The sequence below is a fragment of the Pseudomonas cremoricolorata genome (assembly GCF_000759535.1).
GTDB lineage: Bacteria > Pseudomonadota > Gammaproteobacteria > Pseudomonadales > Pseudomonadaceae > Aquipseudomonas > Aquipseudomonas cremoricolorata_A.
Genome location: NZ_CP009455.1, coordinates 2,026,199 through 2,041,102 on the forward strand (window position 1 = coordinate 2,026,199; position 14,904 = coordinate 2,041,102).

Genomic DNA, 14,904 nt, shown 5'->3' on the forward strand with positions numbered 1-14,904 from the left:
GAAAGGCCGAGAAGAACAATGACCAAGGAAGTGCCCATGCGCATCACTGTGTTCCAGTCGGTGGCCATAGCCGCCGCGATCTTCACCAGCTCCGCCAGTTACGCCGTGACCTTGCAGGCCGGCGCAGTGGCCGCGCCCGACCAGTACGGCGCGCAGGTGGCCGCCGATATTCTCAAGCGCGGCGGCAACGCAGTAGACGCTGCTGTGGCCACCGCCTTCACCCTGGCGGTGACCTACCCCGAGGCCGGCAACATTGGCGGCGGCGGCTTCATGGCCTTGTTCATGGACGGCAACCCGTATTTTCTCGACTACCGCGAGGTGGCCCCCAAGGCCGCCAGCCGCAACATGTACCTGGACGACAAAGGCCAGGTGATCGAAAACCTCAGCCTGGTCGGCGCCCGCGCCGCCGGGGTGCCTGGCACCGTGATGGGCTTGTGGGAAGCCCATCAGCAATTCGGCAAGCTGCCTTGGAGCGAACTGCTGACCCCAGCCATTGGCTACGCGCGCAATGGCTTCAAGATCGCCGAAAAACAGTATCAGTATCGCGACGATGCCCATCGTCTGTTCAAGGCCGGGACCAACTTCAACGACTATTTCGGCAGCATGAAAGTCGGCGAGCCGTTCAAGCAGCCGGAGCTGGCCAAGACCCTCGAACGCATCGCAGACAAAGGCGCCGCCGAGTTCTATCAGGGCAAGACCGCTGAACTGCTGGTGGCGCAGATGAAAGCCGACAAGGGCCTGATCACTGCCGACGACCTACGTGATTACAAAGCGCTGTGGCGCGACCCGGTGGCCATCGAGTGGCGCGGCAACATCGTCTACACCGCGCCGCCGCCGAGCTCGGGCGGTATCGCCCTGGCGCAGTTGCTGGGCATCAAGGAGGTCCGTGCTGACGACTTCAAAGGCGTGCCGCACAACTCGGCGCGCTATATCCACCTGTTGGCGGAAATCGAAAAACGTGTGTTCGCCGACCGCGCCGACTACCTCGGCGATCCGGCGTTCACCCAGGTCCCCATGGTGCGCCTGATGGCCAAGGACTACCTGGCGCAGCGCGCCGCCCAGGTCAACCCGCAGGCGATCTCGGCCACCGAGTCGATCAAGCCGGGCCTGGAGTCGCACCAGACCACGCATTTTTCCATCGTCGACAAAGAGGGCAATGCGGTGAGCAACACCTACACCCTCAACCTCGACTACGGCAGTGGTGTGGTGGTCAAGGGCGCGGGCTTTTTGCTCAACGATGAAATGGACGATTTCAGCGTCAAGCCCGGTACCGCCAATGTGTTTGGGGTGATTGGCGGCGACGCCAATGCCATCGAGCCGGGCAAGCGCATGCTGTCGTCGATGAGCCCGACTCTGGTCACCCGCGACTACAAGGTCACCTTGGTGCTCGGCACCCCAGGCGGCTCGCGGATTTTCACCTCGATCTTCCAGGTGCTGAACAACCTGTATGACTACGACATGCCGCTGGAAAAAGCCGTCGCCGCCCAGCGCGTACACCATCAGTTGCTGCCCAAGGACACGATCTATTACGACAGCTATGCGCCGCTGACCGGGCCTGTGGCCGCTGAACTCAAGAAGATGGGCTACACCCTGGAAGACCAGGGCTGGAACATGGGCGATGTGCAGGCGATTCGGGTGACCGGCGAGCGCGTGGAAACCGCTTCCGATCCCCGCGGGCGTGGGGTTGGGGTGATTGTGCGGTAGCCTGCGAGGATTTTGATAAGGCGGCAGGCGATTCGCGGCTAAAGCCGCTCCTACAAGAAATTGTGTACGAGCGGCTTTAGCCGCGAAAAATCTCTCAGGCCATGCAAGTCTCAGAGGTGCGCAAGGCGCCCCTGAATCACACCTTGAACTGACTCACCAGCATCTGCAAATGCCCGCCCAGCCGTGCCAGTTCCACGCTGGAGGCAGCGGTTTCGTCGCTGGCGGCGGCGGTCTGTTCCGAGACGTCGCGTACGTTGAGGATGCTGCGGCTGATTTCCTCGGCCACGGCGCCTTGCTGCTCGGCAGCGGCGGCGATCTGCTGGTTCATCGCCTGGATGCTCGACACCGTTCCGGTGATGGTGCCCAGCGAGTCGCCGGCCCGGCGTGCCAGCTCGACGCTGCTGTCGGTCAGCTCGCGGCTGCCGAGCATGACCGTGGCGACCTGTTGCGTGCCTTTGTGCAGGCCCTCGATCAGCGCTTCGATTTCCTCGGTGGATTTCTGCGTACGTTGCGCCAGGCCGCGCACCTCGTCGGCGACCACGGCGAAGCCACGGCCGGCCTCACCGGCACGGGCGGCTTCGATGGCGGCGTTGAGGGCCAGCAGGTTGGTCTGCTCGGCCACCGACTTGATCACGTCCATGACGCTGCCGATCTTCTGGCTTTCCTGTTGCAGGCTGTTCATCGCTTCGCTGGAGCGGTGCACTTCACCGGCCAGGCGCTCGATCTGCGAGATCGCCTCGCCCACCACGCGCTCGCCATCGCGGGCGACACCGTCGGCGCTGGTGGCGGCAACCGAAGCCTGCTCGGCATTGCGCGCAACTTCCTGCACGGTGGCGGCCATTTCGTGCATGGCGGTGGCGACTTGATCGGTCTCGACTTTCTGGCTGTTGGCCCCGGCGCTGGTCTGTTCGGTCACTGCCGACAGTTCCTCGGCGGCGCTGGCGATCTGCGTGACGCCATCGCGGATGCCGCCGATCAGTTCACGCAGGGTGGTGCCCATGTGGCCGATACTCTGTTGCAGCACGCCCAGCTCGTCACGGCGCTTGACGTGCAGGGTGTGGGTGAGGTCGCCACTGGCGATGCGTTCGACCACGCTCAGGGTTTCCTGCAACGGCTTGGTGATCTGCCGGGTAATGACGATTGCAGCGATGATGCCGAACAACAGGGCCAGCAAGGTGGCGCCGATCTGCAAGGTGCGCGCCTGGGCGCTCTCGCTGTCGCGGCGATCGAGTTGCAGTTGGTACAGGGCATTGCTGGTCTTGACGATATCGGCGCCTTCGACGGTCATTTCCTGGCGGGCCTTGGCGATGGTGGCGACCGCTTCGCGGAACGACTGCACCGCATCGCGATATACCCCGACCTGCGCGGTGAAGCGCTGGGCGCCGTCGGCGTCGCGCGGCAGTTGCGCTTGCAGGTCGGCTGCCGCGCTGACGGTGCTCTGCAACTGGTTGAGGGCGGTGCGCTCGTTGGCGGCACTGCTGTCGGCGATGTAGCCACGCACGTCGACGATCAGCCGCTGCAGTTGCAGACGCGCTTCGCTGGTCAGTTGGTAGTGTGCCAGCAGCATGCCGTCGGGTTCCGAGCGGGCCAGCATGGCTTTAGCCAGCGCTTCGAGGGTGGCATCGGCACGCGCAGACGCCTCCTGCATGCGCTCGCGTGCGGCCAAGGAGGTCTTGTAGCCACTGCGCATCAGATTCAAGGACGCCTTGTACTGCTCGATGGTCTTGCCCAGTTCGCCCAGCAGGCGGACGTTCTCGGCACTCTTGAAGGTGCTGGTCAGGCGCTGCTGCTGCGCGCTGAAGGTATCGAGCTTGGCCTGGACGTTGGCCGCCGAGGCGTCGTCGCCGTTGGCGATCATGTACTGCAGGCGGGCAACACGCAGCTCGGTGAGGTCCTTGTTGAGCTGACCGATGTCGCTCATCCAGTTGCTGCGGTCGATCAGGCCACCGACGCTGAACCAGCCAGTCAGGGCCAGCAGGCCGGTCAGTAGCAGAACCACGCCGAAGCCCAGTCCCAGTTTCAAATTCACGCTGATGTTGGCAAACCAGCTGTTCATGCACGCACTCCTGAAGATTAAGTCTTGCTCCGTCATTCTCGATCGCGGGGCGTTGTTGTTCTTCAGAGCCCGCTGAGTCGTCAGGGGTTATCGGCTGGCATCGGGTGAGCTGAAACGCTTTTTCAGCAGAATTCGTCGACGATTGGCAAATACCTGCCGAGCGGCGCCTTTGAGTGCGAAGGGGGGAGGCGGTGTAGTGGCCCTGACGGTCGAGCAACCGTCAGGGTCGGGAGGCGAGGGTCAGAGGCTGCGGGCGTTGAAGGTATCGCAGCGCTGTGCGTCACCCTGGTCGAAGCCGGTCTTGAACCAGCGCACGCGCTGCGCCGAGGTGCCGTGGGTGAACGAGTCCGGTACCACGCGGCCTTGGCCTTGTTGCTGCAAACGGTCATCGCCGATGGCGTTGGCAGCGTTCAGGGCTTCTTCGACATCACCCGGCTCCAGCCAGTTGAGGCGCTTCTGAGCCTGGTAGGCCCAGACCCCGGCGAAGCAGTCGGCCTGTAGCTCCTGACGCACCAGCAGGCCATTGGCGCCTTCCATGCGCTCGCCACGCTGACGCGCCGCCTGCACCTGTTTCGACACACCCAGCAGGGTCTGCACGTGGTGGCCGATCTCATGGGCGATGACGTAGGCCTGGGCGAAGTCGCCAGCGGCAGAGAAGCGCGTTTCCATCTCGCGGAAGAACGACATGTCGAGGTACACGCGCTGGTCGGCCGGGCAATAGAACGGGCCGACCGCCGCCGAGGCGAAGCCGCAGGCCGAATTCACCTGCCCGCTGAACAGCACCAGCTTCGGCTCGCGGTACTGTTGGCCGGACTGGGCGAACAGCGCCTTCCAGGTGTCTTCGGTGTCGCCCAGAATCGACGAGACGAACTCGGCCTGTTCGTCGTTGGCCGGCGGCGCCTTGCCCTCGGTGCCGGCGGGGGCAGCCTGGCGTTGTTCCATCTGGCCGGTGAGCTGGCCGAGGATCTGCAACGGGTCCTGGCCGGTCAGCCAGCCGATGCCGACGATCAATAGAATGGCGCCCAGGCCCAGGCCCTTGCCGCCACCAAAGCGCATACCGCCGCCACCGCCCGAGCCGCGGGCATCCACCACATTGTCGCTGCGCCGACCTTTTCGCCAATCCATCGAAGTTCTCCTGCAATAAGCCTGTATGAGCTTTGCCCATGCAGATTAGTTCAGGTGTGGGCGGTGCTGCTGCGGGGGGTAACGAGGTGGGGGTGAACGAGCGCCGCAGCAGGGGCTGCGAAACAGCCCCAGTCAACGCGCGTGATGCTTCAGCGACGCACCAGCAACACACCGCTTTCCATGTGGTGGGTATAGGGGAACTGGTCGAACACTGCGCAGCGCTCGATGCGGTGGGTGTCGTGCAGTTGCGCGATGTTCGCCGCCAGGGTTTCCGGGTTGCACGAAATGTACAGAATGCGCTCGAAGCGCCGGGTCAGCTCGCAGGTGTCCGGGTCCATGCCGGCGCGCGGCGGGTCGACGAACACGGTGCCGAAATCGTACTGCTTGAGGTCGATGCCCTGCAGGCGGCGGAACGGACGCACCTCGTTGAGGGCCTGGGTCAGCTCTTCTGCCGACAGGCGCACCAGGCAGACGTTGTCGATGCCGTTCTCGTCGAGGTTGCTCAGGGCGGCGTTGACCGAGGTCTTGCTGATTTCGGTGGCCAGCACCTTGCGCACCCGGGTCGCCAGCGGCAGGGTGAAGTTGCCATTGCCGCAGTACAGCTCGAGCAGGTCGTCGCTGCGCTCGCCCATGGCCTCATAGGCCCAGCCGAGCATCTTCTGGTTGACCGTGCCATTGGGCTGGGTGAAGGCGCCCTCCGGCTGGCGGTAGCTGAAGGTTCGACCGGCAACCTCGAGTTTCTCGACCGCGTAATCACGGCCGATCACCAGGCGTTTGCCCTTGGAACGGCCAATGATGCTGACATCCAACTCGCTGGCCAGCGCCTGGGCGGCGACTTCCCAGGCCTCGTCCAGCGGACGGTGATAGCACAGCGTGACCATGGCATCGCCGGCCAGGGTGGTGAGGAACTCGACCTGGAACAGGCGATTGCTCAAGTCTTCATTGCGCTGCCAGGCGGCCTTGAGCCGCGGCATCAGCTCATTGATGCGCTGGCTGGCGATGGGGAAGTCGTCGATGAGAATGGCTGTGTGCTTTTCACCGGGGGCGAACATCGCGTAATGACGCTGGCCCGCTTCGCGCCACAGACGGAATTCGGCGCGCAGGCGATAGTGCGCCTGCGGCGAATCGAAGACCTGCGGCTCGGGGGCGGCGAACGGTGCCAGCAGTTCGCGCAGGCGCTGCGCCTTGGCGGCGAGTTGTTCGCTGTAGGTCGAAGGATCGAAGGCAGCACTCATGCGTTGAACCAGCCCAGTTTGATGACGAACAGTACCGAAAGAATCACTAGCGCCGCGTTGAGGTCACGGTAGCGGCCGGAGATCAGCTTGATGGCCGTCCAGGTGATGAAGCCGAAGGCGATGCCGTTGGCGATCGAGTAGGTCAACGGCATAGCCAGGGCGGTGACCATCACCGGTGCGGCTTCGGTGATGTCGTCCCAGTTGATTTCAGCCAGGCCCGAGGCCATCAGCACGGCGACGAACAGCAGCGCCGGGGCGGTGGCGAAGGCCGGCACGCTGCTCGCCAGCGGCGCGAAGAACAGCGCCAGCAGGAACAGCACGGCGACCACGATGGCGGTCAGGCCGGTGCGGCCACCGGCGCTGACGCCCGCTGCCGATTCGATGTAGCTGGTGGTGGTCGAGGTGCCCAGCAGCGAGCCGGCCATGGCGGCGGTGCTGTCGGCGATCAGCGCGCGGCCCATTTTCGGCATGTGGCCGTCCTTGCCCATCAACCCGGCACGCTTGGCCACGCCGATCAGGGTGCCGGAGTTGTCGAACAGGTCGACGAACAGGAAGGCGAAGATCACGCTGATCAGCGCCACGTCGAGGGCGCCGGCGATGTCCAGTTGCAGGAAGGTCGGCGCCAGCGACGGCGGCATCGACACCACGCCACCGAACGGGGTGAAACCGAGCACGATGGAGGCGACGGTAACCGCGAGAATGCCGATCAGCACGGCACCGCGCACCTTCAGCGACTCCAGCCCGACGATCAGGAAGAAGCCCAGGGTGGCGAGGATCGGTGCCGGTGCGCGCAGATCGCCCAGGCCCACCAGGGTGGCCGGGTTATCCACCACGATCCCGGCGTTGTGCAGCGCGATCAGCGCCAGGAACAGGCCGATACCAGCGGCGATGGCCGAGCGCAGCGGCAGCGGGATGCTGTTCACGATCCATTCGCGGATGCGGAAGATCGACAGCAGGAAGAACAGCACCGCCGAGAGGAACACCGCGCCCAGCGCCACTTGCCAGGTGTGCCCCTGGTGCAGCACCACGGTGTAGGTGAAGAAGGCGTTCAGGCCCATGCCGGGGGCCAGGGCGATCGGGTAGTTGGCGATCAGGCCCATGGTCACCGAACCGATGGCCGCGGCCAGGCAGGTGGCGACGAACAGCGCGCCCTTGTCCATGCCGGTCTCGCCGAGGATGCTCGGGTTGACGAAGAGGATGTAGGCCATGGCCAGGAAGGTGGTGACGCCCGCAAGAATCTCGGTACGCACGTTGGTGTTGTGTGCTTTTAGTTGAAACAGCCTGTCCAGCATGCCCGCTCCCAAGTCGCCGTCGGCGCCGTGAATGTATCGACCCCATCAGCAAAGCACAGCGCCCGAGGGCTGCCGTGTTTTTCCGGGGCGGAAAAAAGCCGCGCATCATACCAGCCTGTTCGGCGAACGGTAGTGAATGTAGCGGCCAGGTGAACTGCGCAGCCTGGGCCGGGGCGTCAGGCGACGGGCGGTTGATGCAGGCGGTCGCGCCTGGCCAGGGTCGGAAACAGCTTTATCCACAGGCCGGTGACCAGCAAGGTGCCGGCACCGCCCAGCACCACCGCCGGCACCGTGCCGAACCAGTGCGCGGTCAGCCCTGACTCGAACTCCCCGAGCTGGTTCGAGGCGCCGATGAACAGCCCGTTGACCGCGCTGACCCGCCCGCGCATCTCATCGGGGGTCTGCAACTGCACGAAGGCGCTGCGGATGACCATGCTGATCATATCGGCCGCCCCGAGCACCACCAGCACCGCCAGGGAGAACCAGAACGAGGTCGACAGGCCGAAGGCGATGGTCGCCACCCCGAACACGCCGACGGCGGTGAACATGGTGCGGCCGACCTTGCGCTCGAAGGGAAAACGCGCCAGCCACAGCGACATCAGCAGCGCCCCCACCGCCGGCGCCGAGCGCAGCAGGCCCAGGCCCATGGGGCCGGTGAACAGGATGTCCTTGGCGAACACCGGCAACAGCGCTGTGGCGCCGCCCAGCAGTACCGCGAACAGGTCGAGCGAGATGGCGCCGAGCACATCCGGCCGGCTGCGAATGAAGCGCACCCCTGCCAGCAGCGAGTCGAGGCTGGCGCGACCGGCCTGCATCACCTGTGGCCGCACCTTGAGGCTCAGGGTCAGCAGGCAGGCGATGGCGTACAGCGCCACGGTCGGGCCGTACACCCACAGGCTGCCGAAGGCATACAGGAAGCCGCCGATGGCCGGGGCGACGATGGTCGCCGACTGGGTGGCCGACGCGGAGGCCGCCACCGCCCGCGGGAACAGCGCTGCCGGCACCAGGTTGGGCAGCAGCGCTTGGGTCGCCGGCATTTCGAACGAGCGGGTGGCGCCGAGCAGGAACGCCAGAAGGAAAATCAACTCGCGGCTGACGTTGTCGGTGGCGCTACCGACCGCCAGACCCAGTGCGATCAGGCCCTGCAAGGTCTGGCACAGCGCGGCCACGCGGCGTCGGTCGTAGCGGTCGGCGACGTGACCGGTGTGCAGCATGAACAGCACCCGTGGGGCGAACTCCACCAGGCCCACCAGGCCGAGGTCGAGCACATTGCCGGTCAGTTGATACAGGTGCCAGCCAATCGCCACGGTGAGCATCTGAAAACCGCTGGCGGTGAACACCCGGGCGAACCAGAAGGCGACGAAGGGGCGCTGGTGGCGTAGCAACAGGACAGGAGAGGCGGACATCGGTGGGCTGATACCTCGGGGAAGCGGTGCGGGTCGGCCGTTACAGGCTCAGGCAGAGCCTATCACCTGGTTGTAACAAATGTTTGCTGATTGCTGGGGTGGGCACGCTTCGACCCACTGGGTAAAGGCGGTGGGACAACGGGTCACGCGGCATTCAACCACACGTCGGGTCGGGGCATTCGGGGCTATGCTTCCAGTGCTCGATTGATCTGGATCAATTTTCGCCAGCCAGCGAGCAGCCGGACCCCCGTAATCCGACAGAACAATTCCAACAGACAGCGCTCGATACTCGAGGGGGCAGTGGGCGTAGGCCGCGTGCCGTACCGCCGTACCATCTGACGAGGAAACACCATGTTCGGCCTAGAAGCCCTTGAGCTTGCCCGAATTCAGTTCGCCTTCACCGTGTCGTTCCACATCCTGTTCCCGGCCATCACCATCGGTCTCGCCAGCTACCTGGCGGTGCTCGAAGGGCTGTGGCTGAAAACCCACGAGCAGGTGTACCGCGACCTCTACCATTTCTGGTCGAAGATCTTCGCCGTCAACTTCGGCATGGGCGTGGTCTCTGGCCTGGTCATGGCCTATCAGTTCGGCACCAACTGGAGCCGCTTCTCGGAATTCGCAGGCTCGATTACCGGGCCGTTACTGACTTACGAAGTGCTCACTGCCTTCTTCCTCGAAGCGGGCTTCCTGGGCGTCATGCTGTTCGGCTGGAACCGCGTCGGGCGCGGCCTGCACTTCTTCTCCACGGTGATGGTGGCGGTCGGCACGATCATCTCGACCTTCTGGATCCTGGCCTCCAACAGCTGGATGCAGACCCCACAAGGCCACGAGATTATCGATGGCCGGGTGATTCCGGTGGACTGGCTGGCGGTGATCTTCAACCCCTCGTTCCCCTACCGCCTGATGCATATGGCCACCGCGGCGTTCGTCGCCACGGCGTTCTTCGTCGGCGCCTCGGCGGCCTGGCATTTGCTGCGTGGGCGCGATAACCCGGCGGTGCGCAAGATGCTCTCGATGGCCATGTGGATGGCGTTGATCGTTGCCCCAGTGCAGGCGGTGATCGGCGACTTCCATGGTCTCAATACGCTCAAGCACCAGCCGGCGAAAATCGCTGCCATCGAGGGCCACTGGGAAAACCACCCGGGCGAGCCGACGCCGCTGATCCTCTTCGGCTTGCCTGACATGCAGGCTGAAACCACACGTTTCAAGCTGGAAATCCCAGCCCTGGGCAGCTTGATTCTGACCCACAGCCTGGATAAACAGGTGCCGGCGCTTAAGGAGTTCGCCCCTGAAGACCGGCCCAATTCGACCGTGGTGTTCTGGTCGTTCCGGATCATGGTCGGTCTGGGCATGCTGATGATTCTGGTCGGCCTGTGGAGCCTGTGGCTGCGCCGCAGCGACAAGTTGTACAGCTCGCGGCCGTTCCTTTATCTGACCTTGTGGATGGGGCCCTCGGGGCTGATCGCCATCCTCGCCGGCTGGTTCACCACCGAGATCGGCCGTCAGCCGTGGGTGGTGTATGGGCTGATGCGCACCGCCGACGCGGTGTCCAACCACAGCTACACGCAACTGGGCATCACCCTGGTGATGTTCGTGGTGGTCTACTTCGCGCTGTTCGGCACCGGCCTTGGCTACATGATGCGCCTGGTGCGCAAAGGTCCGCAGAGCACGGTCGGCGAGCAGCCGCAATCCGGTGGCCCGGGACAACAACGTACGCCAGCGCGGCCATTGTCTGCCGCTGACGATGGCCGCGAACACGCCGCCGCTCGCCCGAACGAGGGGAACTGAACATGGGTATCGATCTTCCGCTGATCTGGGCCGTGATCATCATCTTCGGAGTGATGATGTACGTGGTGATGGATGGCTTCGACTTAGGCATCGGCATGCTCTTTCCCTTCGTCAAGGGCAAGGCCGACCGCGACGTGATGATGAACACCGTAGCGCCGGTGTGGGACGGCAACGAGACCTGGCTGGTGCTGGGTGGGGCGGCGCTGTTCGGCGCGTTCCCGATGGCTTATGCGGTGGTGCTGGAGGCGTTGTACCTGCCGTTGATCCTGATGCTGGTGGGGCTGATCTTCCGCGGTGTGGCCTTCGAATTCCGCTTCAAGGCACGTGATGCCAAGCGGCATCTGTGGGACAAGGCGTTCATCTGGGGTTCCCTGGTGGCGACCTTCTTCCAGGGCGTGGCGCTGGGCGCGTTCATCGAAGGCTTCAAGGTGGTCGACCGACATTTCGCAGGCGGCACACTCGACTGGCTCACACCTTTCAGCCTGTTCTGCGGGCTGGGGCTGATCGTCGCCTACACCCTGCTGGGCTGCACTTGGCTGATCATGAAAACCAGCGGCCCGCTGCACCAGCGCATGCACGACCTGGCGCGGCCGTTGGCGCTGGTGTTGCTGGCAGTGATCGGCGTGGTCAGCCTGTGGACGCCGCTGGCCTATGGGCAGATCGCCGAGCGCTGGTTCAGCATGCCCAACCTGATCTGGTTCATGCCGGTGCCGATTCTGGTCATGGTGACCTTCTATGCGCTGCTCAGGGCGGTGGCGCGGGATACCCACTACACGCCGTTCCTGCTGACCCTGGTGCTGATCTTCCTGGGCTATAGCGGCCTGGGCATCAGCCTGTGGCCGAACATCATCCCGCCGTCGATCTCGATCTGGGAGGCTGCCGCACCGCCGCAGAGCCAGGGCTTCATGCTGGTGGGCACGCTGTTCATCCTGCCGTTCATCCTTGGCTACACGTTCTGGAGCTACTACGTGTTCCGCGGCAAGGTCAGCCACGACGATGGGTACCACTGACAGGAGATGACCATGACCGGTGAACCCGATGTGCAGGTCAAGAAACCGTTGTGGCAGCGCCTGGGCTGGCTGGTGCTGATCTGGCTCGCCAGCGTCGCCACCCTGGGTGTGGCGGCCTGGCTGATGCGGCTGTTCATGGCGGCGGCGGGCTTGACCACGCACTAGGTGCGGCCATTCGCAGCACCTGTGGGCGCGACCTCAGCCGCGAATGGCCGGCACCGCCGGCCCTGTTATTTGCGCGCCTTGAGAATCACGAACTTGGGCGTGGCGGCGACTTGCTCGACGCCCCTGAACAGCCGCGCCAGTTTGCTGTGATAACCCAGGTGCCGGTTGCCGACGATGTACAGCGCGCCGCCGACCACCAGCGCCTCACGAGCCTGCTGGAACATGCGCCAGGCGAGAAAATCGCCCACCACTTGCTGTTGGTGGAAGGGTGGGTTGCACAGCACCACATCCAGCGACTGCTTGGCCTGCCCGGCCAGCCCATCACCGGCGCGAATCTCCACCTCCCGCTCCCCCAGTGCCGCCTGCCAGTTCTCCTCGGCCGACTGCACGGCCATGTACGACTCATCCACCAGGGTGTACTGCGCCTCGGGGTTGCTCAGCGCACTGGCAATCCCCAGTACGCCGTTACCGCAGCCAAGATCAGCGACCCGGGCGCTGCCCAGGTTGTTTGGCAGGTGGGGCAGGAAAGCACGGGTGCCGATGTCGAGGTCTTCCCGGCAGAACACGTTGGCGTGGTTACGCAGTTCGAGCGCCGGGCTTTGCAGGCGGTAGGTGGTGGGGTAGGGCGAAACGAAGGCGGGACGCTCGGCCAGGGTGGCAGTCAACAGGCGGGCTTTTTTCTGCGCCAGGGACGCTTGCACCGGGCCAATGTATTTCTCCAGCAAATCACCCGCAGCCCGCGGCAAGTGCTTGAGCATCGCCCCGGCGATCACCTGGGCACCGGGCGCCAGATGGCCTTGCAGGCGAATCAGCTGTTCTTCGAGCAGGGCCAGGGTTTTCGGCACGCGCAGCAGCACGCGGTCGAACGGGCCCTGCCACTGGGCACTGGCCGGCACGAACGGCACGCTGTCCGGCGCCTTGCCATTACGCGCGAGGTTTTTCTGCAACCCCAGCCAAGCCAGGTGCGAGTCACCGCTGCTGAGCACTTGAACGTGGCCGACCAGGCTTGCTGCCAGCGCGCCGAACGCGTCGTTGAGCACCAGCACCCGGCAATCTACGCCCGGCGCCTGAGCAGCCAGGTGCTGCAACAGGTACTCGTCGGCGGCATCGAAGGCTTGCAATGGATCGTTGGGTTGCTCGGGCTGGCGAATCAGGTCGAGGTCGGCGTAGGGGCTGGTCAGCAAAGGCATTGGGTCTGGCTCTGAGGCGAATCCTGCAACGTTGGCACGCTGCACGTGAGGCGGGGATTCTACAGGGCTTTGCGGGCGCGTTGGGCGCAGCGCGTCAGAGCATGCCCTGCATGGCCGCGATGGCGATGGCACCGGCCTTGTTCGAAGCGTTGGTCTTGGTGATGACGCTGCGAATATGGAAATTCACCGTGCTCTGCGACAGCGACAGAATGCAGGCGATGTCGGCGGCAGTCTTGCCGGCAGCAGACCAGCGCAGCACTTCCAGCTCACGGTCGCTCAGGTTTGGCGGGGGTGAAACGGCGTCGAGACGATTCTGGTGATGCTCACACAGCACCGCATGCAGGGTATTGCACAGCCACAGGACTTCGGCGCCCTTTTCATAGAATTCGGCGACGCTGATCTTGCCGGAAGCGCGCGACACGCTCAGATGACTTTCATGCCCGCGCAGGCCGTGCACCGACTGCGTCCAGCCGTGGCGAAGGCCGTGCCGGCAGGCGGCCTTGCGAAAGCGTGGGGTGCTGGCGAAATGGTCTTCATCCCAGAGCACTGGCAGCGTGGTGTGATGGCACAACGACTTGATGGGGTCGAGCTGGCAGAAATTCTCTCGCTCGTACTGCTCATTCCACTCGGGCGGATAATTATTGTAAAGAACCGTGTCGTTACCACGAGCGACGGTGTGGACGTGCAGCCGAATGCCGAGATGGGTCATTCCCAGTGCTTGGGTCAGCTCGACAGCTCGATCGAAAACGGCCCTAGGCTCGCGGTTTTCCAGCAATCCCTGCAGCTGGTCAGACGTCCAATGTGGCATCGCGTTTCCCCAGACTCACCGGTTTGATTTTGACTGCACGTTCGCATTGTAGGAAAGCCTCCATTTGAAGGTGCGCTTTTTTTGCTATAGCTCACTTTCGGTTTAGTCATTTCGACTGCTACCAAGCGGCGTTCAGCCCCGAAAGCTGGGGTTACTGCCACTCGTCGGTTGCTGGTAAGCGCCCTCGGTTGGCAGAGGCAGTGGTACTTGCACAACAGCGTGCTTCAGACGATCGCGCCACGCGTGACGACTTCACCCCGCTGACAAGGTGGTTTTTATCCATAACGCTTTGCGCCACACTTGCGCACTGTTTTACTGGAGCTCGCCATGACCGCCGATACCGACAAGTACACCTGCCAGACCTTGCTGGATGTTCAGCCGTTGACCCCGAATCTGTTCACCTTGCGCGTGAGCCGTGACGCGGGCTTTCGCTTTCGCTCCGGGCAGTTCGCTCGGCTTGGAGTGAGCAAGGCTGACGGCAGCGTGGTGTGGCGGGCCTACTCGATGGTCAGCGCGCCCCACGACGAATTTCTCGACTTCTTTTCCATCGTGGTGCCGGACGGCGAGTTCACCAGCGAGCTGAGCCGGCTTGGGGCAGGCGACACGCTGCTGATCGACCGCCAGGCGTTTGGCTTCCTTACCCTGGATCGCTTCATCGGCGGACGTGATCTGTGGCTGCTGGCGACTGGCACCGGCATCGCGCCGTTCATGTCGATCCTGCAGGATTTCGAAGCCTGGGAGCGTTTCGAATCGATCAAGCTGGTGTATTCGGTGCGCGAGGCCAAAGAACTGGCCTATCTCGATGAAATCGCCGCGCTCGAGCAGCGCGAGTACCTGCAAGAGTTTGCCGGCAAGTTGCAGTTCATTCCGGTGGTCACCCGTGAAGCCCACCCGGGTGCTTTGGGCGAGCGCATCACCACGCTGATCGAGAATGGTGAGCTGGAGCGTGCTGCAGGACTTGAGCTATCACCTGAGCATTCACGCATCATGCTCTGCGGCAACCCTCAGATGATCGACGATACCCGTCAGGTGCTCAAGGCCCGCGATCTGCAACTGAGCCTGAGCCGCAGGCCCGGGCAGGTCGCGGTGGAAACCTACTGGTGATGGCTGCCAAGGCATGAACAA

At 64.0% G+C, this 14,904-nt stretch carries 12 protein-coding genes; 5 read left to right on the forward strand and 7 right to left on the reverse strand.

From position 1 onward, the window contains the following. The first annotated feature begins 36 nt into the window (after window positions 1–36). Window positions 37–1,704, forward strand: coding sequence for a gamma-glutamyltransferase (gene ggt / locus LK03_RS08815; RefSeq protein WP_038411974.1), 1,668 nt, complete (start codon window positions 37–39; stop codon window positions 1,702–1,704). Window positions 1,705–1,840: 136 nt separating this feature from the next. Here the strand turns inward: ggt and LK03_RS08820 are convergent, their stop codons facing one another. The 5 genes from LK03_RS08820 to LK03_RS08840 form a co-directional block, all read right to left on the reverse strand. Further along, a complete protein-coding gene (locus tag LK03_RS08820; protein WP_430962063.1) occupies window positions 1,841–3,796 on the reverse strand; it encodes a methyl-accepting chemotaxis protein in 1,956 nt (651 codons plus the stop codon). A 204-nt stretch (window positions 3,797–4,000) separates the two neighbouring features. Continuing rightward, on the reverse strand, window positions 4,001–4,885 hold the full coding sequence (ypfJ, locus tag LK03_RS08825) for a KPN_02809 family neutral zinc metallopeptidase (protein ID WP_038411976.1): 885 nt from the start codon (window positions 4,883–4,885) through the stop codon (window positions 4,001–4,003). A gap of 149 nt (window positions 4,886–5,034) precedes the next feature. Beyond that, window positions 5,035–6,120, reverse strand: a complete 1,086-nt coding sequence (gene trmA, locus LK03_RS08830; protein WP_038411977.1) for a tRNA (uridine(54)-C5)-methyltransferase TrmA — start codon at window positions 6,118–6,120, stop codon at window positions 5,035–5,037. Then, window positions 6,117–7,412 carry an NCS2 family permease gene (locus tag LK03_RS08835; RefSeq protein ID WP_038411978.1) on the reverse strand — a complete coding sequence of 432 codons (1,296 nt, stop codon included), beginning with the start codon at window positions 7,410–7,412 and terminating at the stop codon, window positions 6,117–6,119. The genes trmA and LK03_RS08835 overlap by 4 nt, the downstream gene beginning before the upstream one ends. Window positions 7,413–7,588: 176 nt before the next feature. Next, window positions 7,589–8,818 carry an MFS transporter gene (locus LK03_RS08840; RefSeq protein WP_038411979.1) on the reverse strand — a complete coding sequence of 410 codons (1,230 nt, stop codon included), beginning with the start codon at window positions 8,816–8,818 and terminating at the stop codon, window positions 7,589–7,591. A gap of 351 nt (window positions 8,819–9,169) precedes the next feature. On the opposite strand from LK03_RS08840, the gene LK03_RS08845 reads away from it, so the two are divergent. From LK03_RS08845 to LK03_RS08855, 3 genes are read left to right on the forward strand one after another with little or no spacing between them, the layout of a single operon-like run. Then, complete coding sequence (locus LK03_RS08845) at window positions 9,170–10,606, forward strand: cytochrome ubiquinol oxidase subunit I (RefSeq protein WP_038411980.1); 1,437 nt, start codon at window positions 9,170–9,172, stop codon at window positions 10,604–10,606. Window positions 10,607–10,608: 2 nt separating this feature from the next. Next, the gene (cydB, locus tag LK03_RS08850; protein WP_038411981.1) at window positions 10,609–11,616 is read left to right on the forward strand and encodes a cytochrome d ubiquinol oxidase subunit II; all 1,008 of its coding nucleotides are present in this window, start codon (window positions 10,609–10,611) and stop codon (window positions 11,614–11,616) included. Window positions 11,617–11,628: 12 nt separating this feature from the next. Continuing rightward, window positions 11,629–11,781, forward strand: a complete 153-nt coding sequence (locus tag LK03_RS08855) for a DUF2474 domain-containing protein (protein WP_038411982.1) — start codon at window positions 11,629–11,631, stop codon at window positions 11,779–11,781. A 65-nt stretch (window positions 11,782–11,846) separates the two neighbouring features. On the opposite strand, the gene LK03_RS08860 is transcribed toward LK03_RS08855, so the two are convergent. Both LK03_RS08860 and LK03_RS08865 read right to left on the reverse strand, forming a co-directional pair. Beyond that, window positions 11,847–12,971 (reverse strand): methyltransferase, encoded by a 1,125-nt coding sequence (locus tag LK03_RS08860; protein WP_038411983.1) that lies wholly within the window; start codon window positions 12,969–12,971, stop codon window positions 11,847–11,849. 94 nt (window positions 12,972–13,065) lie between these two features. Continuing rightward, window positions 13,066–13,779 carry an autoinducer binding domain-containing protein gene (locus LK03_RS08865; protein WP_038411984.1) on the reverse strand — a complete coding sequence of 238 codons (714 nt, stop codon included), beginning with the start codon at window positions 13,777–13,779 and terminating at the stop codon, window positions 13,066–13,068. 327 nt (window positions 13,780–14,106) lie between these two features. Between LK03_RS08865 and LK03_RS08870 the strand changes: the two genes are divergently transcribed. Next, the gene (locus tag LK03_RS08870) at window positions 14,107–14,883 is read left to right on the forward strand and encodes a ferredoxin--NADP reductase (protein WP_038411985.1); all 777 of its coding nucleotides are present in this window, start codon (window positions 14,107–14,109) and stop codon (window positions 14,881–14,883) included. Window positions 14,884–14,904: the final 21 nt, after the last annotated feature.

Bases quoted from the DNA above. Each gene is read 5' to 3' on its own strand.
- ggt (WP_038411974.1), top strand. From the start codon at position 37: ATGCGCATCACTGTGTTCCAGTCGGTGGCCATAGCCGCCGCGATCTTC.
- LK03_RS08820 (WP_430962063.1), bottom strand. From the start codon at position 3,796: ATGACGGAGCAAGACTTAATCTTCAGGAGTGCGTGCATGAACAGCTGG.
- ypfJ (WP_038411976.1), bottom strand. From the start codon at position 4,885: ATGGATTGGCGAAAAGGTCGGCGCAGCGACAATGTGGTGGATGCCCGC.
- trmA (WP_038411977.1), bottom strand. From the start codon at position 6,120: ATGAGTGCTGCCTTCGATCCTTCGACCTACAGCGAACAACTCGCCGCC.
- LK03_RS08835 (WP_038411978.1), bottom strand. From the start codon at position 7,412: ATGCTGGACAGGCTGTTTCAACTAAAAGCACACAACACCAACGTGCGT.
- LK03_RS08840 (WP_038411979.1), bottom strand. From the start codon at position 8,818: ATGTCCGCCTCTCCTGTCCTGTTGCTACGCCACCAGCGCCCCTTCGTC.
- LK03_RS08845 (WP_038411980.1), top strand. From the start codon at position 9,170: ATGTTCGGCCTAGAAGCCCTTGAGCTTGCCCGAATTCAGTTCGCCTTC.
- cydB (WP_038411981.1), top strand. From the start codon at position 10,609: ATGGGTATCGATCTTCCGCTGATCTGGGCCGTGATCATCATCTTCGGA.
- LK03_RS08855 (WP_038411982.1), top strand. From the start codon at position 11,629: ATGACCGGTGAACCCGATGTGCAGGTCAAGAAACCGTTGTGGCAGCGC.
- LK03_RS08860 (WP_038411983.1), bottom strand. From the start codon at position 12,971: ATGCCTTTGCTGACCAGCCCCTACGCCGACCTCGACCTGATTCGCCAG.
- LK03_RS08865 (WP_038411984.1), bottom strand. From the start codon at position 13,779: ATGCCACATTGGACGTCTGACCAGCTGCAGGGATTGCTGGAAAACCGC.
- LK03_RS08870 (WP_038411985.1), top strand. From the start codon at position 14,107: ATGACCGCCGATACCGACAAGTACACCTGCCAGACCTTGCTGGATGTT.